Origin of the sequence: Streptomyces sp. BR1 (assembly GCF_052373795.1) — a bacterium.
In the GTDB taxonomy this organism is placed as follows: domain Bacteria; phylum Actinomycetota; class Actinomycetes; order Streptomycetales; family Streptomycetaceae; genus Streptomyces.
Window position 1 is genome coordinate 5359703 of sequence record NZ_CM126252.1, and the last position, 23777, is coordinate 5383479.

General features: G+C 71.3%; 23 protein-coding genes. 16 read left to right on the plus strand and 7 right to left on the minus strand.

Annotation, left to right across the window (positions count from 1 at the left end; all coding sequences use genetic code 11):
• Positions 1 to 76: 76 nt before the first annotated feature.
• Positions 77 to 3616 (plus strand): DNA polymerase III subunit alpha, encoded by a 3540-nt coding sequence (gene dnaE, locus ACT1U9_RS23350; RefSeq protein WP_444534619.1) that lies wholly within the window; start codon positions 77 to 79, stop codon positions 3614 to 3616.
• A gap of 128 nt (positions 3617 to 3744) precedes the next feature.
• On the opposite strand, the gene ACT1U9_RS23355 is transcribed toward dnaE, so the two are convergent.
• Positions 3745 to 3915, minus strand: a complete 171-nt coding sequence (locus ACT1U9_RS23355; RefSeq protein WP_444534620.1) for a hypothetical protein — start codon at positions 3913 to 3915, stop codon at positions 3745 to 3747.
• A gap of 281 nt (positions 3916 to 4196) precedes the next feature.
• On the opposite strand from ACT1U9_RS23355, the gene ACT1U9_RS23360 reads away from it, so the two are divergent.
• The 4 genes from ACT1U9_RS23360 to ACT1U9_RS23375 all read left to right on the plus strand — a co-directional run bounded on the left by ACT1U9_RS23360 (position 4197) and on the right by ACT1U9_RS23375 (position 8074).
• On the plus strand, positions 4197 to 5456 hold the full coding sequence (locus ACT1U9_RS23360; RefSeq protein WP_444534621.1) for an NYN domain-containing protein: 1260 nt from the start codon (positions 4197 to 4199) through the stop codon (positions 5454 to 5456).
• Positions 5457 to 5551: 95 nt separating this feature from the next.
• The gene (locus ACT1U9_RS23365; RefSeq protein ID WP_444534622.1) at positions 5552 to 6559 is read left to right on the plus strand and encodes an ABC transporter ATP-binding protein; all 1008 of its coding nucleotides are present in this window, start codon (positions 5552 to 5554) and stop codon (positions 6557 to 6559) included.
• 5 nt (positions 6560 to 6564) lie between these two features.
• Positions 6565 to 7377 (plus strand): ABC transporter permease, encoded by an 813-nt coding sequence (locus ACT1U9_RS23370; protein ID WP_398998946.1) that lies wholly within the window; start codon positions 6565 to 6567, stop codon positions 7375 to 7377.
• Between the two features lie 34 nt (positions 7378 to 7411).
• Positions 7412 to 8074 carry a DUF2567 domain-containing protein gene (locus tag ACT1U9_RS23375; RefSeq protein WP_444534623.1) on the plus strand — a complete coding sequence of 221 codons (663 nt, stop codon included), beginning with the start codon at positions 7412 to 7414 and terminating at the stop codon, positions 8072 to 8074.
• A 411-nt stretch (positions 8075 to 8485) separates the two neighbouring features.
• On the opposite strand, the gene ybaK is transcribed toward ACT1U9_RS23375, so the two are convergent.
• From ybaK to ACT1U9_RS23395, 4 genes are all read right to left on the minus strand, one after another.
• Positions 8486 to 8977 (minus strand): Cys-tRNA(Pro) deacylase, encoded by a 492-nt coding sequence (gene ybaK, locus ACT1U9_RS23380; protein ID WP_444534624.1) that lies wholly within the window; start codon positions 8975 to 8977, stop codon positions 8486 to 8488.
• 17 nt (positions 8978 to 8994) lie between these two features.
• Positions 8995 to 9762: an LON peptidase substrate-binding domain-containing protein gene (locus ACT1U9_RS23385; RefSeq protein ID WP_188274147.1), complete on the minus strand. Its 768-nt coding sequence runs from the start codon at positions 9760 to 9762 to the stop codon at positions 8995 to 8997.
• Positions 9763 to 9767: 5 nt separating this feature from the next.
• Positions 9768 to 10928 carry a hypothetical protein gene (locus ACT1U9_RS23390; RefSeq protein ID WP_444534625.1) on the minus strand — a complete coding sequence of 387 codons (1161 nt, stop codon included), beginning with the start codon at positions 10926 to 10928 and terminating at the stop codon, positions 9768 to 9770.
• A gap of 197 nt (positions 10929 to 11125) precedes the next feature.
• A complete protein-coding gene (locus ACT1U9_RS23395) occupies positions 11126 to 12667 on the minus strand; it encodes an oxidoreductase (RefSeq protein ID WP_444539224.1) in 1542 nt (513 codons plus the stop codon).
• Between the two features lie 218 nt (positions 12668 to 12885).
• Between ACT1U9_RS23395 and hisD the strand changes: the two genes are divergently transcribed.
• From hisD to hisF, 8 genes are read left to right on the plus strand one after another with little or no spacing between them, the layout of a single operon-like run.
• Positions 12886 to 14208, plus strand: coding sequence for a histidinol dehydrogenase (hisD, locus tag ACT1U9_RS23400; RefSeq protein ID WP_444534626.1), 1323 nt, complete (start codon positions 12886 to 12888; stop codon positions 14206 to 14208).
• Entirely contained in the window at positions 14205 to 15323 is a 1119-nt protein-coding gene (locus ACT1U9_RS23405; protein WP_444534627.1) for a histidinol-phosphate transaminase, read from the plus strand. The genes hisD and ACT1U9_RS23405 overlap by 4 nt, the downstream gene beginning before the upstream one ends.
• On the plus strand, positions 15320 to 15913 hold the full coding sequence (hisB, locus tag ACT1U9_RS23410; protein WP_067158063.1) for an imidazoleglycerol-phosphate dehydratase HisB: 594 nt from the start codon (positions 15320 to 15322) through the stop codon (positions 15911 to 15913). Before ACT1U9_RS23405 ends, hisB begins: the two co-directional genes overlap by 4 nt.
• Positions 15910 to 16074, plus strand: a complete 165-nt coding sequence (locus tag ACT1U9_RS23415; protein WP_188274150.1) for a hypothetical protein — start codon at positions 15910 to 15912, stop codon at positions 16072 to 16074. The genes hisB and ACT1U9_RS23415 overlap by 4 nt, the downstream gene beginning before the upstream one ends.
• On the plus strand, positions 16071 to 16718 hold the full coding sequence (gene hisH / locus ACT1U9_RS23420; RefSeq protein WP_444534628.1) for an imidazole glycerol phosphate synthase subunit HisH: 648 nt from the start codon (positions 16071 to 16073) through the stop codon (positions 16716 to 16718). The genes ACT1U9_RS23415 and hisH overlap by 4 nt, the downstream gene beginning before the upstream one ends.
• Positions 16718 to 17446, plus strand: coding sequence for a bifunctional 1-(5-phosphoribosyl)-5-((5-phosphoribosylamino)methylideneamino)imidazole-4-carboxamide isomerase/phosphoribosylanthranilate isomerase PriA (priA, locus tag ACT1U9_RS23425; protein WP_444534629.1), 729 nt, complete (start codon positions 16718 to 16720; stop codon positions 17444 to 17446). The genes hisH and priA overlap by 1 nt, the downstream gene beginning before the upstream one ends.
• A complete protein-coding gene (locus ACT1U9_RS23430) occupies positions 17443 to 17835 on the plus strand; it encodes a RidA family protein (protein WP_444534630.1) in 393 nt (130 codons plus the stop codon). The genes priA and ACT1U9_RS23430 overlap by 4 nt, the downstream gene beginning before the upstream one ends.
• The gene (gene hisF / locus ACT1U9_RS23435; protein WP_444534631.1) at positions 17832 to 18587 is read left to right on the plus strand and encodes an imidazole glycerol phosphate synthase subunit HisF; all 756 of its coding nucleotides are present in this window, start codon (positions 17832 to 17834) and stop codon (positions 18585 to 18587) included. Before ACT1U9_RS23430 ends, hisF begins: the two co-directional genes overlap by 4 nt.
• A 203-nt stretch (positions 18588 to 18790) precedes the next feature.
• On the opposite strand, the gene ACT1U9_RS23440 is transcribed toward hisF, so the two are convergent.
• Positions 18791 to 19423: a TIGR03085 family metal-binding protein gene (locus ACT1U9_RS23440; protein WP_444534632.1), complete on the minus strand. Its 633-nt coding sequence runs from the start codon at positions 19421 to 19423 to the stop codon at positions 18791 to 18793.
• Between the two features lie 83 nt (positions 19424 to 19506).
• Here ACT1U9_RS23440 and hisI point away from each other — a divergent pair, with 83 nt between their 5' ends.
• Together hisI and ACT1U9_RS23450 are read left to right on the plus strand one after the other, a co-directional pair.
• The gene (gene hisI, locus ACT1U9_RS23445; RefSeq protein ID WP_444534633.1) at positions 19507 to 19863 is read left to right on the plus strand and encodes a phosphoribosyl-AMP cyclohydrolase; all 357 of its coding nucleotides are present in this window, start codon (positions 19507 to 19509) and stop codon (positions 19861 to 19863) included.
• A gap of 11 nt (positions 19864 to 19874) precedes the next feature.
• A complete protein-coding gene (locus tag ACT1U9_RS23450; RefSeq protein WP_444534634.1) occupies positions 19875 to 21359 on the plus strand; it encodes an anthranilate synthase component I in 1485 nt (494 codons plus the stop codon).
• A gap of 135 nt (positions 21360 to 21494) precedes the next feature.
• Here the strand turns inward: ACT1U9_RS23450 and ACT1U9_RS23455 are convergent, their stop codons facing one another.
• Positions 21495 to 22709, minus strand: coding sequence for a S53 family peptidase (locus ACT1U9_RS23455; RefSeq protein WP_444534635.1), 1215 nt, complete (start codon positions 22707 to 22709; stop codon positions 21495 to 21497).
• Between the two features lie 296 nt (positions 22710 to 23005).
• Here ACT1U9_RS23455 and ACT1U9_RS23460 point away from each other — a divergent pair, with 296 nt between their 5' ends.
• Positions 23006 to 23656: a TIGR02234 family membrane protein gene (locus tag ACT1U9_RS23460; RefSeq protein WP_444534636.1), complete on the plus strand. Its 651-nt coding sequence runs from the start codon at positions 23006 to 23008 to the stop codon at positions 23654 to 23656.
• Positions 23657 to 23777: the final 121 nt, after the last annotated feature.

The window sequence follows — 23777 nt, forward strand, 5'->3', positions numbered from 1 at the left end:
AGTGTCAGTGGGGCCACGTAGACTTCCAGGCTGTCCCCTCGCCATGAGACCCCCCGAGCCGCCGGAGGCCGCAGCCGTGTCAAAGCCGCCGTTCACGCACCTTCACGTCCACACCCAGTACTCGCTGCTGGACGGTGCCGCGCGGCTCAAGGACATGTTCGACGCGTGCAATGAGATGGGCATGACGCACATCGCCATGTCCGACCACGGCAACCTGCACGGGGCGTACGACTTCTTCCATACGGCCAAGAAGGCCGGTGTGACGCCGATCATCGGCATCGAGGCGTACGTCGCCCCCGAGTCCCGGCGCAACAAGCGCAAGATCCAGTGGGGCCAGCCGCACCAGAAGCGGGACGACGTGTCCGGTTCCGGTGGTTATACGCATAAAACGATCTGGGCGGCGAACAGCACCGGACTGCACAACCTCTTCAAGCTCTCCTCCGACGCGTACGCCGAGGGCTGGCTGCAGAAGTGGCCCCGGATGGACAAGGAGACCATCGCCCAGTGGTCGGAGGGCCTGATCGCCTCCACCGGCTGCCCCTCGGGCGAGCTCCAGACCCGGCTGCGGCTCGGGCAGTACGAGGAGGCCCGCAAGGCCGCCGGCGAGTACCAGGACATCTTCGGCAAGGACCGGTACTTCCTGGAGCTCATGGACCACGGCATCGACATCGAGCGCCGGGTCCGCGACGACCTCCTGAAGATCGGCAAGGAGCTCGGCATCCCGCCGCTGGTCACCAACGACTCGCACTACACGTACGCGCACGAGGCGACCGCCCACGACGCGCTGCTGTGCATCCAGACCGGCAAGAACCTCTCGGACCCCGACCGCTTCCGCTTCGACGGCACCGGCTACTACCTCAAGTCCACGGACGAGATGTACGCCATCGACTCCTCGGACGCCTGGCAGCAGGGCTGTGCCAACACGGCGCTCGTCGCCGAGCAGGTCGACGTCAGCGGCATGTTCGAGGCCAAGAACCTGATGCCGAAGTTCGACATCCCGGACGGCTACACCGAGGTCACCTGGTTCCGCGAGGAGACCATGCGCGGCATGCACCGCCGCTTCCCGGGAGGCATCCCGGACGACCGCATGAAGCAGGCCGAGTACGAGATGGACACCATCATCTCGATGGGCTTCCCCGGCTACTTCCTCGTGGTCGCCGACTTCATCATGTGGGCGAAGAAGCAGGGCATCGCGGTCGGCCCCGGCCGAGGCTCCGCGGCCGGCTCGATCGTGGCGTACGCGATGGGCATCACCGACCTCGACCCGATCCCGCACGGCCTGATCTTCGAGCGGTTCCTCAACCCCGAGCGCGTCTCGATGCCCGATGTCGACATCGACTTCGACGAGCGTCGGCGCGTCGAAGTGATCCGGTACGTGACCGAGAAGTACGGCGCCGACAAGGTCGCCATGATCGGCACATACGGAAAGATCAAGGCGAAGAACGCCATCAAGGACTCCGCGCGCGTCCTCGGTTACCCGTACGCGATGGGCGACCGGCTCACCAAGGCGATGCCCGCCGACGTCCTCGGCAAGGGCATCGACCTCAACGGCATCACCGACCCCAAGCACCCCCGCTACAGCGAGGCGGGCGAGATCCGGGGGATGTACGAGAACGAGCCGGACGTGAAGAAGGTCATCGACACCGCCAAGGGCGTCGAGGGCCTGGTCCGGCAGATGGGTGTGCACGCGGCCGGTGTGATCATGTCCAGCGAGCCGATCGTCGACCACGCCCCCATCTGGGTGCGGCACACGGACGGCGTGACCATCACGCAGTGGGACTACCCGCAGTGCGAGTCGCTGGGCCTGCTGAAGATGGACTTCCTCGGCCTGCGCAACCTGACGATCATGGACGACGCCGTCAAGATGGTGAAGTCCAACAAGGGCATCGATCTCGACCTGCTGGCCCTGCCGCTCGACGACCCGAAGACCTTCGAACTGCTCCAGCGCGGTGACACCCTCGGTGTCTTCCAGTTCGACGGCGGGCCCATGCGGTCCCTGCTGCGGCTGATGAAGCCCGACAACTTCGAAGACATCTCCGCCGTGTCCGCGCTCTACCGCCCGGGCCCGATGGGCATGAACTCGCACACGAACTACGCGCTGCGCAAGAACAAGCAGCAGGAGATCACCCCGATCCACCCCGAGCTGGAGAAGCCGCTCGAAGAGGTCCTCGCGGTCACCTACGGCCTGATCGTCTACCAGGAGCAGGTGCAGAAGGCCGCCCAGATCATCGCCGGGTACTCACTCGGCGAGGCCGACATCCTCCGCCGCGTGATGGGCAAGAAGAAGCCCGACGAGCTGGCGAAGAACTTCACCATCTTCCAGAGCGGTGCCCGCAAGAACGGATACTCCGACGAGGCCATCCAGGCCCTGTGGGACGTGCTGGTCCCGTTCGCCGGCTACGCCTTCAACAAGGCGCACTCCGCCGCGTACGGCCTGGTCTCGTACTGGACCGCCTACCTCAAGGCGAACTACCCCGCCGAGTACATGGCGGGGCTGCTGACCTCCGTCAAGGACGACAAGGACAAGTCGGCGGTCTACCTCAACGAGTGCCGCCGCATGGGCATCAAGGTGCTGCCGCCCAACGTCAACGAGTCCGAGTCCAACTTCTCGGCGCAGGGCGACGACGTGATCCTGTTCGGCCTCACGGCCGTGCGCAACGTCGGCCAGAACGTGGTGGACTCGATCATCAAGTCCCGCAAGGCCAAGGGGAAGTACGCCTCGTTCCCCGACTACCTCGACAAGGTCGAGGCGGTCGTCTGCAACAAGCGCACCACGGAATCGCTCATCAAGGCGGGCGCCTTCGACACCATGGGCCACACCCGCAAGGGTCTGACCGCGCAGTTCGAGCCGATGATCGACAACGTGGTGCAGGTCAAGCGCAAGGAGGCCGAGGGCCAGTTCGACCTCTTCGGCGGGATGGGCGACGAGAGCGCCGACGAACCGGGCTTCGGGCTCGACGTCGAGTTCGGCGACGTGGAGTGGGAGAAGGCGTATCTGCTCGCCCAGGAGCGGGAGATGCTCGGTCTGTACGTCTCCGACCACCCGCTCTTCGGTCTGGAGCATGTGCTCAGCGACAAGGCCGACGCGGGCATCGGCCAGCTCACCGGCGGGGACTACTCGGACGGCTCGATCGTCACCATCGGCGGCATCATCTCGGGCCTCCAGCGCAAGATGACCAAGCAGGGCAACGCCTGGGCGATCGCCACCGTCGAGGACCTGGCGGGCTCCATCGAGTGCATGTTCTTCCCGGCGACCTACCAGCTGGTCTCGACCCAACTGGTCGAGGACGCGGTGGTGTTCGTCAAGGGCCGCCTCGACAAGCGCGAGGACATCCCGCGCCTGGTCGCGATGGAGCTGATGGTCCCCGACCTGTCCTCGGCTGGCACCAACGCGCCGGTGGTGCTGACCATCCCGACGGTGAAGGTGACGCCGCCGATGGTCAGCCGACTGGGCGAGATTCTCGGCCACCACAAGGGCAACACCGAGGTGCGGATCAAGCTCCAGGGACCGCGCAAGACCACGGTGCTGCGGCTCGACCGCCACCGGGTCCAGCCCGACCCGGCGCTCTTCGGCGATCTCAAGGTGCTGCTCGGCCCGTCCTGCCTGGCGGGCTGAGCCGGCCTTTTATTTCCCGCAGTTGTACGGGGCATACAGCCGCGTACGGACATAAGGGCATACGGAAGGGGCGCGTCCAATTGGGGCGCGCCCCTTCCGTATTTGTGTGCCTGGTGCGTGTGCAGTTATCAGTTGTGACCGAAGCGGCGCTGGTGCTTACGCGCAACATCCGCAGGGCTGCCCTGTGCCTGGCTCTGCATAGAGCTCTGCGCCTCCATCGCGGACTGCTGGGCCTGCTCCTGCCCGCGCTCCGCCTGGGACGCCTGCTTCTCCTTGCGGTTCTGCTTGTTCTTGGCCATGGTGATGCCTCCTGGGGGGACTAGGGGCCAGGGCCGCTGTCAGACTCACACACCTTGACAAAGCGCGCATTTCGGATCATTACCGTGCGTAGTTACCCGTGCGGGACGCGCAGTGCACGGGTTCGCCACGCCGATGATCGAGTTCCGGCCGTTAAGGCTCACCAGGTCGGGCAGACTCGAAGGAAACCCGAAGTTCGTTCCCTGATCTCTCGATCTCCTGCACTCTTATCTCTCTGATCTCTTTGCCGCTGATCTTTTGATTTTCAAGGTTATGAAAGAGGGTGGAACGCGTGGACCGCTGCGTCGTCCTGGTGGATGCCGGTTACTTGTTGGGCGCCGCCGCGAGCCTTCTGGCCGGAGAACCGGCCCGTTCACGGATCACCGTCGACCACGCCGCCCTGATCCAGGCGCTGCGCGAGCGGGCGGAGGCCGACACCGAGCAGCCGCTGCTGCGGATCTACTGGTTCGACGGGGCCCCCGACCGTGTACCGCAGCCGGAACACCGCAGGCTGCGGGTGATGTCACGGGTGACGGTCCGGCTCGGCGCACTGACCCGCAGCGACGGGCGGTGGGCGCAGAAAGGCGTCGATGCGGCGATGCATGCCGAGCTCACCGAGTTGGCCAGAAATCGCGCCTGCTCGGATGTGGTGCTCGTGACCGGTGACGGCGATCTGCTGCCCGGTCTGATGTCGGCCAAGGAGCACGGGGTCGCCGTGCACCTGTGGGCCGTACAGGCCGCCGACGGCGACTACAACCAGTCCGAGGACCTGGTGGCCGAGGCCGACGAGCGGCGGGTGCTCGACCGGGCGTGGATCACCCAGGCGGTCCGGGTCAAGGACCTCACCACCATCTACGCCCCGGCCGCCGCCCCCCGCCCCGAGATCGCGGCGATCCTCTCGGCCCCGCTGCCCGAGTCGGCGCTCGCCGCCTCCGCCGAGCGCGCCGCCGAGGCCCAGGCCGCGGCCGTACGCAACGGGACGGCGCCGCCCGCGACGGCCAACGGCAACGGCGCCTCGGCCCCCGCGCCCGGGCCCGGCGTCAAGGGCGTGCCCACCCCGAAGGACCTGGCGGGCCTGCGCGGGCCCGGGACGCCGCCCGCGTCGCCGCACGCCCCGCACGCGACCCTGCGCTGGTCCTCCGACAAGGGCTGGGTCGAGCGGCCCGGCTCGACGCTCGGCGAGTCCCCGGAGACCGCCTCGCTGCCGACGCTGGCCCAGCTGACCAGCGCGGAGCAGCGGTGGGCGGACCGCGAGGAGGACATCACCACGGTCGGCGGCGATCCGTACGAGGTGGGGCAGGTCTTCGCGCGGCGCTGGATGGAGCGGCTGCCGGAGTCCGCGCATGTGCAGAAGCTGTCGACGATGTACCCGCGGATTCCGCACCGTATCGACGGTGAACTGCTCCGGTACGCGGCGCGGTTCGGGCTGCTCGCGCACAAGGACGACCAGATCGACGAGCACGATCGGTATGCGATCCGGGCCGGGTTCTGGCGGGAGATCGATGTGCGGGCTGCGGCTGAGCGGGTTCCCGCCGGGGAGTGAGCGGGTGTGTGGAGCCTCGGTAGTCGTTCGGCGTACGGAAGTAATCAGGGGTCCGGGGGTGGGGCTGGCTGGATGACCCCGTAGGCTCGTTGTCCGTGAGTATCGGCACAGCAGTGGCGGGGGGCGGCACCGTTTGCGCGGTGCGGGGCCTCGTCAAGACGTACCCTGCCGCGCGCGGCAGACGTGGCAGGGCCGGTACGCCCGAGATCCGGGCCACCGACGGGGTCGACCTCGACGTGCGGCGCGGCGAGATCTTCGGCCTGCTCGGGCCCAACGGCGCGGGCAAGTCGACCCTGGTGCGCCAGCTGACCGGGCTGATGCGGCCGGATTCCGGCAGCGTCGACGTGCTCGGCCACGACCTGGTGCGCCACCCGGAGCGGGCCGCGCGGCTCATCGGCTACCTCGGGCAGGAGTCGACGGCCCTGGACGAGCTGACCGTGGCGCTCGCGGCCGAGACCACCGGGCGGCTGCGCGGGCTGACCGCCCGGGACGCACGGGCCGAGCGCGACGCCGTACTGGAGGAGCTCGGGCTGACCGAGCTCGCCGGGCGGCCGCTCAAGAAGCTCTCCGGCGGACAGCGGCGGCTCGCCTGCTTCGCCGCCGTACTCGTCGGCGACCGGCCCGTCCTCGTCCTCGACGAGCCGACGACCGGCATGGACCCGGTGGCCCGGCGGGCCGTCTGGGCCGCCGTCGACCGGCGCCGGGCCGAGCGCGGCGCGACCGTCCTGCTCGTCACCCACAACGTCATCGAGGCGGAGACCGTGCTCGACCGGGTCGCGGTCCTGGACCGCGGCAAGGTCATTGCCTGCGACACCCCGGCGGGCCTGAAGGAACGGGTCGCGGACGAGGTACGGGTCGAACTGGTCTGGCGCGAGCGGGCGCCCCTGGAGCTCCCCGAGGTCGCCGCGCTGCGGGCGTCGGCGCAGGAGTCGGGGCGCCGCTGGGTGCTGCGGCTCGGCCCGGACGCCGCGCGCGCCGCCGTCGCGGCGGTCACCGGCGGCCCGGCCTTCGCCGCCCTCGACGACTTCACGCTGGCCACGCCGAGCCTCGAAGACGTCTACCTCGCCCTCGGCGGCCGTATGGAAGGTCTGGTGAAGGCGTGAGCGCGATTCCCCTGGAGGTTTCCGTGGAGGCGGCGGCCCCCGGTGCGCGCGTGGTGACCGCGGCGCCGCTCGCGCCCCGGGCCCGGCTCTTCCCCGCCCTCGCGGCCGTCTACCGGGCCCAGCTCTCCCGGGCCAAGGTGGCCCGTATCCCGCTGCTGTTCGTGGCGACCTTCCAGTCCATCGGGATCATGGTCCTGATGCGGGGCGTCGTGGACGGCGGCAGCGAGGCGCGGGCCGTGGTCGCTGGATCCAGCGTCCTCGTGGTCGCCTTCGTCGCGCTCAACCTGCTCGCCCAGTACTTCGGGCAGCTGCGGGCGGGCGGCGGGCTCGACCACTACGCGACGCTGCCGGTGCCGCCCGCCTCCGTGGTGCTCGGCGCGGCGGCGGCGTACGCCTCGTTCACCGTGCCCGGCACGCTGGTGACGGCCGTCACCGGGTGTGTGCTGTTCGGGCTGCCGCTGGCGCATCTGTGGGTGCTCGCGGCGGTGATCCCGCTGTCGGGCGCGGCCCTCGCGGGCCTGGGCGCGGCACTCGGGCTGCTCGCCCCCCGCCAGGAACTCGCCACCCTGCTCGGACAGTTGGGAATGTCGGCGGCGCTACTGCTCGGCGTACTGCCGGCGGACCGGCTGCCGGGACCGATCGCGTACGCACGTGATCTGCTGCCCTCGACGTACGGGGTGGAGGCGTTCGCGCGGACCTTCGGCGGGCATCCCGACTGGGCCGTGGTGGGGCTCGACCTGGGGGTCTGCGCGGCGGTGGGTGTCGTCTCGCTCGCGCTGGCCACCTGGGCGTACCGCCGGGCGGCGGTCTCCCGGTGAGGCGGCGCACAGGAGCGCCTGGCACGATGGCGGGGTGACCGCACCTCTGACACCGCCTCACCAGCCGCCCCCGAACGACGACTGGCAGGACCGTACGCCCGGCTCCGGGCCCGGGGCCATGGGCCCCGCCGACGCCCGGCCCGTCGGCGAGGAGGGAAGCGGGATGCGGACCGAGCTGAAGGCGGAGCTGCGGGACGCCGTGGTCGCGGCGGTCGCGGTGGCGGTGTCGGGCGTCCTGCTCGGACTGCTGTGGGTGTGGCTGGCGCCCCGGGTGCCGCTCGTCGCCGACGACAAGGCCGTGTTCCTGAAGGACACGGAGGGCGAGGAGGCGATCGGGGCGGACGGAACGTTCATCCTGCTCGCGCTGGGGTTCGGTGTGGTGTGCGCGGCCGTGGTCTTCCTGCTGCGCAAGCGGGGCGGGATTCCGGTGGTGTGCGGTCTTGCGCTGGGCGCGTTGCTCGGGTCGCTGCTGGCGTGGCGGGTGGGGATGTGGCTGGGGCCGAACCAGGACGTGGTCGCTGCGGCGCGGGCGGCGGGGAAGGGTGTGACGTTCTCCGCCCCTCTGAAGCTGAACGCCAAGGGGGCGCTGCTGGCGTGGCCGCTCGCCGCGATGGCGGTCCACCTGGGGTTGACGGCCCTGTTCGCCCCGCGCGACCCGGAGCCGCTGCCGGACGTCTGGGCACCACCGGGGATGTAGCCCCTCCCCGCCCCTTCCCTAAACCCTCCGGAGGTGGGTGGGGGTAAGGGTGGGTGGGGTTTCCCGGGGCTGCGCCCCGGACCCCGGCTGGGTGGGTAAGCGGGGCTTCGCCCCTGCACCCCCGTTTGTCTGCGGATCGTGCTGGGTTGCTCGCGCAGTTCCCCGCGCCCCTAAAGGAGGGCCCGAAGGGCCCATCAAGGGGCGCGGGGAACTGCGCGACCAGCCCCCACCGGCGCGCGGACTGATGACCACCGCCGGAGGCTTTCGGGAAGGGGTGGGGTGGGGGAGTCAGGCCGGGCGGCGGCCGTGGTTCGCTTTGCCCTTGCGGATGCGCCACTTGCGCTTGCGGGTGCGTTTTGACATGGGGGCAACGTGCTCGCCCCATGGCGATGTGTCCAGGGTCAATACCGGTCAGGCACGACCCACCGGCGCCACTACCGCACCCGTCAGCGCGACCAGGTCGGCCGGAGCCAGTTCGACCTCCAGGCCCCGGCGTCCCGCCGAGACGCAGATCGTGGCGTGCGCGGACGCCGACGCGTCCACGACCGTACGCAGGCGCTTCCGCTGGCCGAGCGGGGAGATACCGCCACGGACGTAGCCCGTCGTCCGCTCCGCCGCCGCCGGATCCGCCATCGCCGCCCGCTTACCCCCCACCGCCGCAGCCAGCGCCTTGAGGTCGAGCGAGCCCGCGACCGGGACGACCGCGACCGTCAGCTCGCCGTCGACGTCGGCCACCAGCGTCTTGAAGACGCGGTCGGGGGAGACCCCGAGGGCCTGGGCCGCCTCCTCCCCGTACGACGGGGAAGCGGGGTCGTGCTCGTACGCGTGCATGGTGAACGACGTGCCCGCCGCCGTCAGCGCCACCGTCGCCGGTGTACCCCCGGCCGCCTTCTTCTTCGCCAACGCACCGGTTCCTTACATCAGTTGGGACTTGTGGGAGAGCGGGTCAGGTCCACCGCCGGGAGCGACGGGAGGTGGCGGATCACCGCGGTCTCGGCGCGCAGCAACTGAAGCTCCTCGCGCAGCCGCGTCGCCGTGTCCGGTGCCTGGAGCAGGCGCTGCTTGGCCGGGACGTCCAGGACGGCGGCCGCCGCCACCAGGTACGAGACCACCGACGGCTCGTCGGGCAGCTCGGCCGAGCCGGTCATCGAGCGCTCACGCGCCCCCGCCAGCCGCTTCTGGTACGCCCGGAACGCCCGCAGCACGCCCTCCGCGAGCGCCCCCGCCTCCTCGCCCGGCTCCTCCGGCAGCTCCTCCAGCTCGGCCGTCAGATACGGGCCGCTCGCGTCCACCGAGAGGAGCTTCACACGGGTGGTACCGGTCGCCAGGACCTCGAAGCTGCCGTCCGAGCGCTCCCGGATCGTCGCCGCGTCGGCCACACAGCCCACCTGGTGGAACGCCTGGATCGGGTCGGAGCCGAACCCGGCCGCCGGGCCCTTCTCGGGCAGCGCCGTCTGGTCCGGCAGGCCGGGCCCGGTCGGCGCGACCTCCCGGCCGTCGCGGATCGCGACCACGGCGAACCGGCGCGGCTCGTCGTCGGAGTCGGAGCCGGTGCCGGAGTCCGGGCCGGACTTCAGCAGATCGCGCATCATGGCGCGATACCGCTCCTCGAACACGTTCAGCGGCAGGACGAGGCCGGGGAACAGTACCGAGTTGAGCGGAAAGAGGGGGAGGCGTGCGGTGGTCACAACGCTCAAGCGTAATGGTCGCCGGACCGGCTGCGTCCGGGCTTCCCGAGGGCGCTCGCACCGGGCGGCCCGGCGGCCCGGCCGGCGGCCTTCGCCGGTGCGTTCCGCAGCGGGTCCACGGGGCCGGCCGGACCTGCCGCCGGGCCCTGTTCGCGCCCCAGCGGCATGGCAGCCGCGACCTGCCTGCGCGCCCCGTCGCGCAGTTCCACGAACCGGCCCAGCGGGTCGTCGTCGAGCCGGGCCCACGGGAAGGCGGTCACATACGGCCCGATGCGCCGGAACTGCTCCAGCGCTTCCTCGTACCGCCCGCGCACGACCAGGACGTACGCCAGCAGATTGCGCACCTCGGCGGGCCACGGGTCGCCCACCTCGTACGCGGCGGAGAGCGCGACACCGAGGTCGGCCGCCGCGTCGATGCGGTCGCTGAACAGCTCCTGCGGGCTCTGCCGGCCCGGCAGCGGCGTCGCCCCGGCGGCCAGGCACGCGAACGCGGCCCGCACCGGCAGCGCCTGCACCAGTGAGCCGGGCAGCGCGTCCGCGGCCGCCTCCTCGGCGAAGCCGAAGCACTCGCGGTGCGAGCCGTACCACTGCGCGGAGAGGTACTGCAGCGCGGCGACATGGCAGCCGTAATGGTGCGAGGAGCGCCCGACCGCCTCCGCCCACAGCGACTCGAAGACGGTGTGCGGCGCATGGGTGCCGCGCGCGTGGTCCAACGCGATGCGCCACGGCACCGGATCGGCGGGCTCGGCCGAGGCCGCCGCGTCGATCAGCGGCGCGGTGTCCCGCAGCAGCTCCGCGCGGGCGGGCGAGCCCCAGGCCCGTACGATCGCGAGCTCCGCCTTGACCAGCAGGGCGTCCGGGTCCCGTGGCGCGGCGGCCAGCCAGTCCGCGAGCCAGTCCGGACGACTGGCGGCGAACGCCGCGAGCCGCATCGTGTACCGGTCGCGGTTCTCCCACTCGGCGGACTCCCGGGTGGTGGCCAGGAGTTCGGCCACCGCCCCGTACTCGCCCCGGGCGGCGGCCACCAGCGCGGGGCCGAGCCGCCCGTCGGGCGCGTCGAGGAGCAGTTCCTCGTCGGCCGGGAGGGCGGCCGCGAGGTGCGGGGTGTGCCTGACCGCGCGGACGGCACGGATCAGGGCGCGTACGAAAGACATGGTGCGAACCATTCAAAACCGCAGGTCGGAGCTCCGCCAGTGGTGTGCGGTGAAGAGTCTGTGGCGGCCGTGACGGTTGTACGGGCGCGGGTCAAGGCGTTGCAAATTTCAGCCGGGCACGGTGCCGGTCATGGCATGGCGGTGCCCACCGAACCGCGTCGGCCACGCGGCGCCGCAGCCGATCCGCGCCCGCCGTTCTCGAAGCCGCCTCAGCCCCGCCGCAGCAGCCGTGAGGCGCCCGCCGCCACCGTCGTCGCCAGGATCCAGCCCAGCAGGATGAGCACCGCCGCGACCCACTGCCAGCCGCCGTGCAGCTTCCAGTAGCCGTCCTGGCCGAGGTTGACCACGGGGATCAGGAGATCGAGGGCGTACAGGGAGGCGTTCCAGTCCGGGTGTTCGTCCGCCTTGATCGGCTGCGGGTCGTAGTGCGAGAACGCCAGCGCGCCCATCGCCCACAGGATCGCCATCCACAGCGCCGCCCGGCCGGGCCGGTAGCCGTACGCCACGGTCACGTCCTGGAGCACGCCCCACAGCTTGCCCGCGAGCGGCAGCGTCTCGCGGCGTCGGCGCTGCTTGGCGAGCAGCACCTCGCGCGCGTCCGCGTCCTCGCCGCTGTTGCGCAGCACGGTCGCGAGGCGTTCGTACGGCTCCGGCGCGTACTCGGGGGTCGCGGCCGCCACCCACTCCAGGCGTCTGGACAGCGGGAACAGTCCGCGCGGGATCAGGTTCTCGTAGCTGAAGCCGCCCATCGCCAGGCCCCCGGGCCCCGGCCAGCTGGTCGACATGTCGACGAGGTTGACGACCCGGGCGCCCGAGAGCACCACCTTGCCGTGCTCCGGGCGCTCGCCGAGGAAGCGCAGCTCCGGCGTCACCACCCGGCGCAGCGACAGCTCCTGGAAGTCCCGCATCACGAAGCGCGCGCTCTGCAGGTCCAGGGCGTCCCCGAACCGCCCGTCGTCCAGGCGCAGCCCGCCTTCGCAGACGAACGGCTGGACGCGGGTGCCCCGGGCCGGGGCGCTGGTGTAGTTCGTCCCGTACGGCGGTGTGGTGGTCTCGGTCGCGCCGGGTGTGACGGCGGCCGCCGTCATATAGACCGTGCGCTCCACGGTGAGCTGCGGGGCGTTGAGCGCGCGGCGGCCCTCCGGGTTCACGAGTTTGCTGCCGCGCAGGCTCAGCGTCACCCCGACCTTGGCGGAGCGCAGGCTCACCTCGCCGTACGACTCGATGAGCTCGGCCTGGAGGTCCTGGGCGACCGAGAGGCCGTCGGCGGCGATCGAGCGGCCCTTGCGGTCGGGGCGGATCACGGCCTCGTTGAGCAGCAGATCCGTACCGATGTGGGCGTCGGTGAGGCGGATGCCATGGGCGACGCGGCAGCGCGGCAGATGCAGATCGCCCTCGGTCTGCAGGCGCGCCGCCTCAAGCCGGGGAATCGCGCAGCGGACCATCCGCCAGGTGGTGACCCGGCACTCGGGCAGCAGCACCTCGTTCTCGAACCGGCAGTTGTTCAGCTCGACGTACGGCGTGACCGTGCCGCCCGCGAGGTTCAGGGCCCCCATGATCTGTACGCCGTTGAGCTTCAGCGCGGCGACCCGCCCGGGCATCGCCGACGGCCCGTTCAGCAGCACCCGCGCCACCGCCCGCCCGCGCACCGTGCGCTCGGGCCCCCAGGCGCGCCCGGAGAACGGATCGTCCCGCAGCGGATTGCGGGTGCGCAGGTCATAGGTGCTGCCGTTGCGGAAGGCCGTCCACATCCCCCGCTCCACCGGGCTGAACCAGCCCGGTGGCGTCTCGTCGTCCGGCGCCACGGTCACTGCCGTCCCCCTCGTCCCCTGCCGGTCCCGCATCCTCGCGTGCGTGTGTAACGGAGTGAACGCTAGTGGTCACTGCCGAAGCGCGGGACGGGCGGGATACGTATCAGCCAGTGATACGGGCGACCGGTGGCGCGAAGCAGTCTGAGAGAATTGGTTCCGTGATCTCTCGAATCGATCTGCGCGGCAAGGCCCTCCCCGAGGGGGGCGCCCTGCGCGACCTGCTGCCCCGTGCCGAGTTCGACGTGGAAGCCGCCCTGGAGAAGGTGCGGCCCATCTGCGAGGACGTGCATCATCGTGGCACGGCGGCGCTGATCGAGTACGCGGAGAAGTTCGACGGCGTCACCCTGGAGCGCATCCGGGTGCCCGCCGAGGCGCTCGCCGAGGCCCTGGAGACGCTGGACCCGCAGGTCAGGGCCGCTCTGGAGGAGTCCATCCGGCGGGCCAGGATCGTCCACCGCGAGCAGCGCCGCAGCGAGCACACCACCCAGGTCGTGCCCGGCGGCACGGTCACCGAGAAGTGGGTACCGGTCGAGCGCGTGGGCCTTTACGCGCCGGGCGGGCGCTCCGTCTACCCGTCGTCCGTGGTCATGAACGTGGTCCCGGCCCAGGAGGCGGGCGTCGAGTCCATCGCGCTCGCGTCCCCGCCGCAGCGCGAGTTCGGCGGCCTGCCGCACCCGACGATCCTCGCCGCGTGCGCGCTGCTCGGCGTCGACGAGGTGTACGCGGCGGGCGGCGCCCAGGCCGTCGCGATGTTCGCGTACGGCACCGAGGAGTGTGCGCCCGCGAACATGGTGACCGGCCCCGGCAACATCTGGGTCGCCGCCGCCAAGCGCTACTTCACCGGGCGCATCGGCATCGACACCGAGGCCGGGCCGACCGAGATCGCCGTCCTCGCCGATGAGACCGCCGACCCAGCGCACGTCGCCGCCGACCTGATCAGCCAGGCCGAGCACGACCCGATGGCGGCCGCCGTCCTGGTCACCGACTGCGCGGCGCTCGCCGACGCGGTCGAGCGCGAGCTGGAGCCGCAGGTCGCGGCGACCAAGCACGTCGAGGACCGGATCAAGCCCGCCCTGGCCGGCAAGCAGTCCGCGATCGTCCTGGTCGACGGCCTGGAGCAGGGCCTGAAGGTGGTCGACGCGTACGGCGCCGAGCACCTGGAGATCCAGACCGCCGACGCCGCCGCGGTGGCCGGCCGGGTCCGCAACGCGGGCGCGATCTTCGTCGGCCCGTACGCCCCGGTCTCGCTCGGCGACTACTGCGCGGGCTCCAACCACGTGCTGCCCACCGGCGGCTGCGCCTGCCACTCCTCGGGCCTGTCCGTGCAGTCGTTCCTGCGCGGTATCCACATCGTCGACTACACGCGCGACGCCCTCGCCGAGGTCACCCACCACGTGGTGGCGCTCGCCGAGGCCGAGGACCTGCCCGCGCACGGGGCCGCGCTCAAGGCGAGGTTCGGATGGAAGGTGCCGGGCCAGTGAGCACGTACGACATCGGCATCGACGACCTCCCGATCCGGGACGAACTGCGCGGCAAGTCCCCGTACGGCGCCCCGCAGCTCGATGTGCCCGTCCAGCTGAACACCAACGAGAACCCGTACCCGCTGCCCGAGCCGCTCGTCGCGCGGATCGCCGAGCGGGTCGCCGAGGCCGCGCGCGGGCTCAACCGCTACCCGGACCGGGACGCGGTGGAGCTGCGCACCGAGCTCGCCCGCTATCTCACCCGCACCGGCAAGCACCCGGTCGGCACCGAGAACGTCTGGGCGGCCAACGGCTCCAACGAGGTCATCCAGCAGCTGCTCCAGACCTTCGGCGGCCCGGGCCGCACCGCGATCGGCTTCGAGCCCTCGTACTCGATGCACGGCCTCATCGCGCGCGGCACCGGCACCGCCTGGATCTCGGGGCCGCGCAACGACGACTTCACCATCGACGTCGAGGCGGCACAGAAGGCGATCGCCGAGCACCGGCCGGACGTCGTCTTCATCACCTCGCCCAACAACCCGACGGGCACGGCGGTCGAGGCCGAGACGGTCCTAGCGCTCTACGAGACCGCGCAGGCGGGCAAGCCGTCGCTGGTCGTCGTCGACGAGGCGTACGTCGAGTTCAGCCACCGCGCCTCCCTGCTGCCGCTCATCGAGGGCCGCCCGAACCTGGTCGTCTCGCGGACCATGTCCAAGGCGTTCGGCGCGGCCGGGCTGCGGCTCGGCTATCTCGCCGCGCACCCGGCGGTGGTCGACGCGGTCCAGCTCGTACGCCTGCCGTACCACCTCTCCGCCGTCACCCAGGCGACCGCGCTCGCGGCCCTGGAGCACACGGACACGCTGCTCGGCTATGTCGAGCAGCTGAAGAAGGAGCGGGACCGGCTCGTCACCGAGCTGCGCGCGGCCGGATACGAGGTGACCGACTCGGACGCCAACTTCGTCCAGTTCGGCCGGTTCGAGGACTCCCACACCGCGTGGCAGAAGATCCTCGACCAGGGTGTCCTGGTCCGTGACAACGGAGTGCCCGGGTGGCTGCGCGTCACCGCCGGCACCCCGACCGAGAACGACGCGTTCCTGGACGCGGTCCGTCAGCTGAAGAAGGAGCAGAGAGCATGAGCCGCGTCGGCCGTGTCGAACGCACCACCAAGGAGACGTCCGTCCTTGTCGAGATCGACCTCGACGGGACCGGAAAGGTCGATGTGTCGACGGGAGTCGGCTTCTACGACCACATGCTCGACCAGCTCGGCCGCCACGGCCTCTTCGACCTGACGGTCAAGACCGACGGCGATCTGCACATCGACTCGCACCACACCATCGAGGACACCGCCCTCGCGCTCGGCGCCGCCTTCAAGCAGGCGCTCGGCGACAAGGTCGGCATCTACCGCTTCGGCAACTGCACGGTCCCCCTCGACGAGTCGCTCGCCCAGGTGACCGTGGACCTCTCCGGCCGCCCGTACCTGGTGCACACCGAGCCCGAGAACATGGCGCCGATGATCGGCGAGTACGACACCACGATGACCCGGCACATACTGGAGTCGTTCGTGGCGCAGGCGCAGATCGCGCTGCACGTCCACGTCCCGTACGGGCGCAACGCGCACCACATCGTGGAGTGCCAGTTCAAGGCGCTGGCCCGTGCGCTGCGGTACGCGTCCGAGCACGACCCGCGTGCCGCGGGCATCCTTCCTTCGACCAAGGGCGCGCTGTGACCGGCCTCAACACCATCCTCATCGTCCTCGGGCTCTTCCTCGCGGGCGGCGTCTACTCCTTCATCAAGCAGGAGATGTCCAAGAGCCTGATCACGCTGCTCGCGATCAGCTCGGCGCTGTGCCTGGCCGCGGGCATCCTCCGCCTGGAGGTGTGGAATTGAGCACGACCCCTCGTAAGAAGGTCGTGGTCTTCGACTACGGCTTCGGCAACGTCCGCTCCGCCGAGCGCGCCCTCGCCCATGTCGGCGCGGACGTCGAGATCACCCGCGACTACGACACGGCGATGAACGCGGACGGGTTGCTCGTGCCCGGCGTGGGCGCCTTCTCGGCGTGCATGCAGGGGCTGCGCGAGGCGCGCGGCGACTGGATCGTGGGCCGCCGCCTGTCCGGCGGGCGCCCGGTGATGGGCATCTGCGTCGGCATGCAGATCCTCTTCGCCAAGGGCATCGAGCACGGCGTGGAGACCGAGGGCCTGGACGAGTGGCCCGGCACGGTCGGGCCGCTGAAGGCGCCGATCGTCCCGCACATGGGCTGGAACACGGTCAAGGCCCCCGAGGACACCGAGCTCTTCGCGGGCCTGGACGCCGACACCCGCTACTACTTCGTGCACTCGTACGCGGTGCACGACTGGACGCTGGAAGTCGGCAACGCCAACATCCGTGCCCCCAAGGTCACTTGGGCCACCCACGGCGAGCCGTTCGTGGCCGCGGTGGAGAACGGCGCGCTGTGGGCGACCCAGTTCCACCCCGAGAAGTCCGGCGACGCCGGCGCCCAGCTGCTGACCAACTGGATCGGAACCCTGTGATGTCGTCCAAGCTCGAACTCCTGCCCGCCGTCGACGTCCGCGACGGCCAGGCCGTCCGTCTCGTCCACGGCGAGTCCGGCTCGGAGACCTCCTACGGCTCCCCGCTCCAGGCGGCGCTCGCCTGGCAGAAGTCCGGCGCCGAGTGGCTGCACCTGGTCGACCTGGACGCCGCTTTCGGTACCGGCGACAACCGCGCGGTGATCGCCGAGGTCTCGGCCGCCATGGACATCAAGGTGGAGCTCTCCGGCGGCATCCGCGACGACGCCTCGCTCGCCGCGGCCCTCGCCACCGGCTGCACCCGGGTCAACCTGGGCACCGCGGCCCTGGAGACCCCCGAGTGGGTCGCCAAGGTCATCGCCGAGCACGGCGACAGGATCGCGGTCGGTCTGGACGTACGCGGTACGACGCTGCGCGGCCGCGGCTGGACGCGCGACGGCGGCGACCTCTACGAGACGCTGGCCCGCCTCGACTCCGAGGGCTGCGCCCGTTACGTGGTGACCGACATCGCCAAGGACGGCACGCTCACCGGCCCCAACCTGGAGCTGCTGCGCAACGTGTGCGCGGCCACCGACAAGCCGGTGGTGGCCTCGGGCGGCGTCTCCTCGCTGGACGACCTGCGGGCGCTGTCGGGCCTCGTGCCGCTGGGTGTCGAGGGAGCCATCGTGGGCAAGGCTCTGTACGCGAAGGCGTTCACCCTCGAAGAGGCCCTGGAGGCTGTGTCAGCATGACCGGTGCGCGGGTACAGAGCGGCAGTCCCTGGGAAGAGGCCTTCGGCTTCGCGCGCGCCGTGGCGGCGGGCGACCATGTGCATGTCGCGGGCACCACGCCCTTCAAGGGCACGGTCCTGTACGGCGAGGGCGACCCGTACGAACAGGCCAAGGTCGCGTTCGGCAACGCACTGGCCGCCCTGGGCGAATTCGGACTCGGCGTCGAGTCGGTCGTCCGCACCCGGATGTATCTGACCCACGCGCGCGACATCGACGAGGCGGGACGGGCCCACAAGGAGCTCTTCGACGCCGTCCGTCCGGCGGCCACGCTGGTCATCGTGACCGGCCTGGTCGACCCGCGCGTGCTGGTCGAGGTGGAAGTAGACGCTTACCGAGGAGCCCCCGAATGACCCTCGCGGTCCGAGTCATCCCCTGCCTGGACGTCGACAACGGCCGGGTGGTCAAGGGGGTCAACTTCCAGAACCTGCGCGACGCCGGCGACCCGGTCGAGATGGCCAAGCTGTACGACGCCGAGGGCGCGGACGAGCTGACGTTCCTCGACATCACGGCGTCCTCCGGCAACCGCGAGACCACGTACGACGTGGTCCGGCGCACCGCCGAGCAGGTCTTCATCCCGCTGACGGTGGGCGGCGGGGTGCGCTCCGCCGACGACGTGGACCGGCTGCTGCGGGCCGGGGCGGACAAGGTGGGCGTCAACACGGCGGCGATCGAGCGCCCCGAGCTGATCCGCGAGATCGCGGAGCGCTTCGGGCGTCAGGTGCTCGTCCTGTCGGTCGACGCGCGCCGCACCGCGTCCGGCTCCTTCGAGGTCACCACCCACGGTGGCCGTCGCGGGACCGGCATCGACGCGGTGGAGTGGGCGCACCGGGCGGCGGAGCTGGGGGCGGGGGAGATTCTGCTCAACTCGATGGACGCGGACGGTACGAAGGACGGGTACGACGTCGAGATGATCTCGGCGGTCCGTGCCCACGTGACGGTGCCCGTGATCGCCTCGGGCGGGGCGGGGCGCCTCGCCGACTTCCCGCCCGCTGTGGCGGCGGGGGCGGACGCGGTCCTGGCGGCGTCGGTGTTCCACTTCGGGGACCTGCGGATCGCGGACGTGAAGTCGACGCTGCGCGAGGCGGGCCACCCGGTCCGCTGATTTCCCCCACCCCGCCCCTTCCCGAAACTCTCCGAGGGAGCTCTTCGGGTGCGGGCCGTGCTGGGTTGCTCGCGCAGTTCCCCGCGCCCCTAGGAGCGCCCTCCGGGCGCATTTAGGGGCGCGGGGAACTGCGCGACCAGCCCCCACCGGCGCGCGGACCGACGACCACCGCCGGAGGCTTTCGGGAAGGGGCGGGGTGGGGCTCAAACCCCCAGCTTCGCCTCCAGCGCCCGCGCCGCCGCGTCCTTGTCCCCCTCGATCTGGACGTTCGCCGCGCCCTGGCGGCCGGAGGCGAACAGGGCCAGTTCCCCCGGCTCGCCGGTGACCGTCACCACCGGCGTGCCGCGACGCGCGACGGCGGTCTGGCCGTCGGGCCGACGAAGGACCAGGCCGACAGGAGAGCGCCGCCCCATCAGCCGCGCCATCTTCTCCAGCCGGGACCACAGCGCGTCCGAGAACACCGGATCCAGCTCCCGAGGGGTCCAGTCGGGCTGGGCCCGGCGGACGTCCTCGCCGTGGACGTAGAACTCCACCGCGTTCGCCCCCTCGTCGACCTGCTTGAGGCTGTACGGCGAGAACTTCGGCGGCCCCGTACGGATCAGCTGGATCAGCTCCTCGTACGGCTTCGCGGCGAACTCCGCCTGCACCCGGTCCAGGCGGGCCTTCAGCGCGCCGACGAGCAGCCCGCCCGCCGCGTCCAGACGCCGCTCGCGCACGACCAGATGGGCGGCGAGGTCCCGGGTCGTCCAGTCGTCGCACAGGGTCGGGGCCTGCGGGCCCGCCGCCTCCAACAGATCGGCGAGCAGAAGCCGTTCACGCTTGGCATGGGTCGACATGGGGGTCAGCGTACGACCGCGGGACCCGTCCGCCCAGTGGACGCACCGCCCGCCCACCGCCAGCGCCACGGCACAATAGGCCCATGACCAGCAATCTCGACCCCGCCGTCGCCGCCCGCCTCAAGCGCAGCGCCGATGGTCTGGTCCCGGCCATCGCCCAGCAGTACGACACCGGCGAGGTGCTCATGCTCGGCTGGATGGACGACGAGGCCCTGCACCGCACGCTGACCACCGGCCGCTGCACGTACTGGTCGCGCAGCCGCCGCGAGTACTGGGTCAAGGGCGACACCTCGGGGCATTTCCAGCACGTCAAGTCCGTCGCGCTCGACTGCGACGCGGACACGCTGCTCGTGAAGGTCGACCAGGTCGGGGCCGCCTGCCACACCGGTAACCGGACGTGTTTCGACGCCGACGTGCTGTTGCCCGCCGCCGGTCAGTAGGGTCGGGCGGCATGGATCTCGAAACCTTCCGCAAGCTGGCGGTGGACCGCCGCGTCATCCCGGTCAGCCGCCGCCTCCTCGCGGACGGCGACACTCCGGTCGGTCTCTACCGCAAGCTCGCCGCCGAGCGCCCCGGCACGTTCCTGCTGGAGTCGGCCGAGAACGGCCGGTCCTGGTCGCGCTACTCGTTCGTCGGTGTCCGCTCCGCCGCCACCCTCACCGCCCGCGACGGCCAGGCGCACTGGCTCGGCACCCCGCCGGTCGGCGTCCCCACGTCGGGTGATCCGCTGGCCGCCCTGAAGGCCACCGTCGAGGCGCTGCACACCCCGCGCGACCTGGTGGCCGGGATGCCCCCGTTCACCGGCGGCATGGTCGGCTACCTCGGTTACGACATCGTGCGCCGCCTGGAGAAGATCGCCGAGCACGGCGGCGACGACCTCAAGCTCCCCGAGCTGACGATGCTGCTCACCTCCGACCTCGCCGTCCTCGACCACTGGGACGGCTCGGTCCTGCTGATCGCCAACGCGATCAACCACAACGACCTCGACACCGGCGTCGACGAGGCGTACGCGGACGCCGTCGCCCGGCTCGACGCGATGGAGGCGGACCTGGCCAAGCCGGTCGAGTACGCCCCTGTCGCGCTGCCGAAGTCGGAGCTGCCCGAGTACACCGCGCTGTGGGGCGGCCCGGCCTACCAGGACGCCGTCGAGGACATCAAGGAGCGCATCCGCGCGGGCGAGGCCTTCCAGGTGGTGCCCTCGCAGCGGTTCGAGACGCCGTGCCACGCGAGCGCGCTGGACGTCTACCGGGTGCTGCGGGCCACCAACCCGTCCCCGTACATGTATCTCTTCCGCTTCGACGGCTTCGACGTCGTGGGCTCCAGCCCCGAGGCGCTGGTCAAGGTCGAGGACGGGCGCGCGATGGTGCACCCGATCGCCGGGACCCGGCACCGGGGCGCCACCCCGCAGGAGGACCACGACCTCGCCGAGGAACTGCTCGCCGACCCCAAGGAGCGGGCCGAGCACCTGATGCTGGTGGACCTGGGCCGCAACGACCTGGGCCGGGTCTGCGAGCCGGGCTCGGTCGAGGTCGTCGACTTCATGTCCGTCGAGCGGTACTCGCACGTCATGCACATCGTGTCGACGGTGACGGGCCGGGTCGCCCCGGGCCGTACCGCCTTCGACGTCCTCACCGCGTGCTTCCCGGCCGGGACCCTCTCCGGAGCCCCCAAGCCGCGCGCGATGCAGATCATCGAGGAACTGGAGCCCAGCCGCCGGGGCCTCTACGGCGGCTGCGTCGGCTACCTCGACTTCGCCGGAGACTCCGACACGGCGATCGCCATCCGCACGGCCCTCCTCCGCGACGGCACGGCATACGTCCAGGCCGGAGCCGGCGTGGTAGCCGACTCCGACCCGGTCTCGGAGGACAACGAGTGCCGCAACAAGGCGGCGGCGGTACTGCGAGCGGTACACACGGCGAACAGGATCAGCCGCTAAGTCGCCTTGTTCCAGGCGGAGTTGGCCGTTCCGTGCATGCCCCGCGCCCCCTGTTGCCCAAGGGGCGCGGGGCTGTGACATTTGCGGCTCCGCCGCGTGGGCGCGACCAGCCCAGGCCGGCCCGCAGACAAGCGGTCAACCGGTAAACGCGGCAACGCCGTTAGGCGTACCCAGCCCCGACGGCCCGTCGTACCCAGCACCACCAGCGCACAGGTACGCCGGGGAGCAGCTCCCATTCGACCCGCTGGTCACGTCATTGAGCGAAGACGTGTGCGCGTACGGGAAGGAGGACGGGGTCGAGCCCGAAGACGGCGCACCCGCGAGCGCATACACCGCAGCGATCAGCGGCGAAGAAGCCGACGTACCGCCGAACACCTCCCACCCCGTGTCGGACCCGTACGTGTCGTACACGGCGACACCCGTGGCGGGGTCGGCCACAGCCGACACATCCGCCACAGTCCGCCGAGCGCACCCACTGTCCGTCTGCCAGCTCGGCTTCGCGTCATAGCCCGAGCACCCCGACCCCGCGCCGCTCCACACCGACTCGCTCCAGCCCCGGCTGTTGGAGGCCGAGCTGAGCGAGGTGCCGCCGACGGCGGTGACATAGCGGGAGGCCGCCGGGTACTCCACGCCGTAGCCGCCGTCACCGGAGCTGACCGTGATGGCGACGCCCGGGTGGTTGAAGTACGTGGTGTCGTACGACGTGTCGGAGGACGACTCGCCGCCGCCGTAACTGTTCGAGACGTACTTCGCGCCCAGCGAGACCGCGGTGTTCACGCCCGTGCCGAGGTTGGTCATCGACGCCGAAGTCGCCTCGACCAGCAGGATCTTGCAGTTGGGGCAGGCCGCGCTGACCATGTCGAGGTCGAGGGATATCTCCTCGGCCCAGCCGGAGTTGGCGCGCGGCAGCTTGCTGGTGCCGCTCTGGCCGACCTTCTTGAAGCAGCCGTTGGCGGTGGTGCAGGCGGGCAGGCCGTACTGGGAGCGGTAGGCGGCCAGGTCGGACTCCGCCTTGGGGTCGTCGTACGCGTCGACGATGGCGACGGTCTGCCCCGAACCGGCCGTGGCGGACGGCAGTTTGTACGCCGACTGGAGCGAGGCCGGGCCGTAGCCCGAGGGCGCGGCGGCAGCGGTCAGGGAACGCTCGGCGTTCGCCGACCCGACCGTGCCGCCGGTCACCTTGAGCGCCTTGCAGGCCATGACGTCCTTGTGCGTGGGGAGGGCACAGGAGCGGACGGTCGTCACACCGTGCGAGGAGCTCGGCGCCGCCTGGGCCAGGGGAGTCGCCAGGGCGAGCGCGGCCGCGGCCAGTGAGGCGGCCACGGCGGTGGGGGAGAGGTTTCTGCGCAACTTAGTGCCTCCGATAGGTGGGTGAACCAGGGAGTACGTGCGAGTGCGCTGTTCCGGGCGTGACGCGTGGTACGCGGCACGAACCGCCGTGACCGTAGGGGTGACCGGCTCATGCCAACAAGATGAGTGCTGGACTATCTACCTCCGCTTTGCCTTGCGGAAGATCCGATGACGGACCGCTTGCCGGACCCGGTGTGACCCTTGCCCGACCGGGGGGTTGACTCCGGCCAGCGGGCGGCGCGAAATCGCGCCATTACCCGGCCCCCGGTGACAAGATCGGTGCGCCGCAGGCGATAGTGGAGTACGTGAGTGCCGTTCCCGTACCCCAGCCGCGTGCCGAATCCGCGTCGCCAAACCGTGGCGGCGGCCGCCGCTCCCTCGCCGCCGCCCTGCTCTTCGGAGCCGCCGGAGCCGCCGTCGTCCTGCTCGCCTCCGGGCAGACCTGGGCCAAGGGCCACGCGGCCGTCGGGGGCGGCACGGTGCCGCTGCACGCCACCGGGCAGAACGTGACGGGAGTGCCCGCCGCCCTCGCGATAGTCGGCCTCGCGGCCCTCGTCGCGGTCTTCGCGGTCCGCCGGGCCGGGCGGCTCCTGGTCTCCGCGATGCTGGCGCTGAGCGGCGCCGGAGCCTCGGCCGCCGCCTTCATCGGCGCCGACAACAGCTCCGCGCTCGACGAGAAGGCCGCCCGCACCAGCGGCGACGCGGCCGCGACCATCGGCGGCCTCACCCACACCGCATGGCCGTACGTGACCTTCGCGGGCGGGCTCCTCATCCTGATCGCCGGGCTCCTCGCGCTGCGCTTCGGTGCGAACTGGCCCGCCATGGGCGGCCGCTACGAGCGCGACGGCAGCCCCCGGGCGCGCAAGCCCCGCCCGGTCAAGGACCCGGACCGGCCCGAGGAGCTGTGGAAGGCGCTGGACCGGGGCGAGGACCCGACCGGCGTGTGAGCTGCCCCACGGCAGAGGCCCCGGGCTCGGGGCACGCGCGCGGGTGCGCGACAATGGTCGATGAGCGGTCGGCGTCCCCGGGACAGAGCGGCCGGCCAGTCGACCCAGAGATTCACCAGCG

What these genes read in the sequence shown, in the direction of transcription:
- ACT1U9_RS23355 (WP_444534620.1), bottom strand. Translation starts at nt 3,915, where the DNA reads ATGGCCAAGAACAAGCAGAACCGCAAGGAGAAGCAGGCGTCCCAGGCG.
- ACT1U9_RS23390 (WP_444534625.1), bottom strand. Translation starts at nt 10,928, where the DNA reads ATGGTTCGCACCATGTCTTTCGTACGCGCCCTGATCCGTGCCGTCCGC.
- ACT1U9_RS23395 (WP_444539224.1), bottom strand. Translation starts at nt 12,667, where the DNA reads ATGTGGACGGCCTTCCGCAACGGCAGCACCTATGACCTGCGCACCCGC.
- hisB (WP_067158063.1), top strand. Translation starts at nt 15,320, where the DNA reads ATGAGCCGCGTCGGCCGTGTCGAACGCACCACCAAGGAGACGTCCGTC.
- priA (WP_444534629.1), top strand. Translation starts at nt 16,718, where the DNA reads ATGTCGTCCAAGCTCGAACTCCTGCCCGCCGTCGACGTCCGCGACGGC.
- ACT1U9_RS23430 (WP_444534630.1), top strand. Translation starts at nt 17,443, where the DNA reads ATGACCGGTGCGCGGGTACAGAGCGGCAGTCCCTGGGAAGAGGCCTTC.
- hisF (WP_444534631.1), top strand. Translation starts at nt 17,832, where the DNA reads ATGACCCTCGCGGTCCGAGTCATCCCCTGCCTGGACGTCGACAACGGC.
- ACT1U9_RS23440 (WP_444534632.1), bottom strand. Translation starts at nt 19,423, where the DNA reads ATGTCGACCCATGCCAAGCGTGAACGGCTTCTGCTCGCCGATCTGTTG.
- hisI (WP_444534633.1), top strand. Translation starts at nt 19,507, where the DNA reads ATGACCAGCAATCTCGACCCCGCCGTCGCCGCCCGCCTCAAGCGCAGC.
- ACT1U9_RS23450 (WP_444534634.1), top strand. Translation starts at nt 19,875, where the DNA reads ATGGATCTCGAAACCTTCCGCAAGCTGGCGGTGGACCGCCGCGTCATC.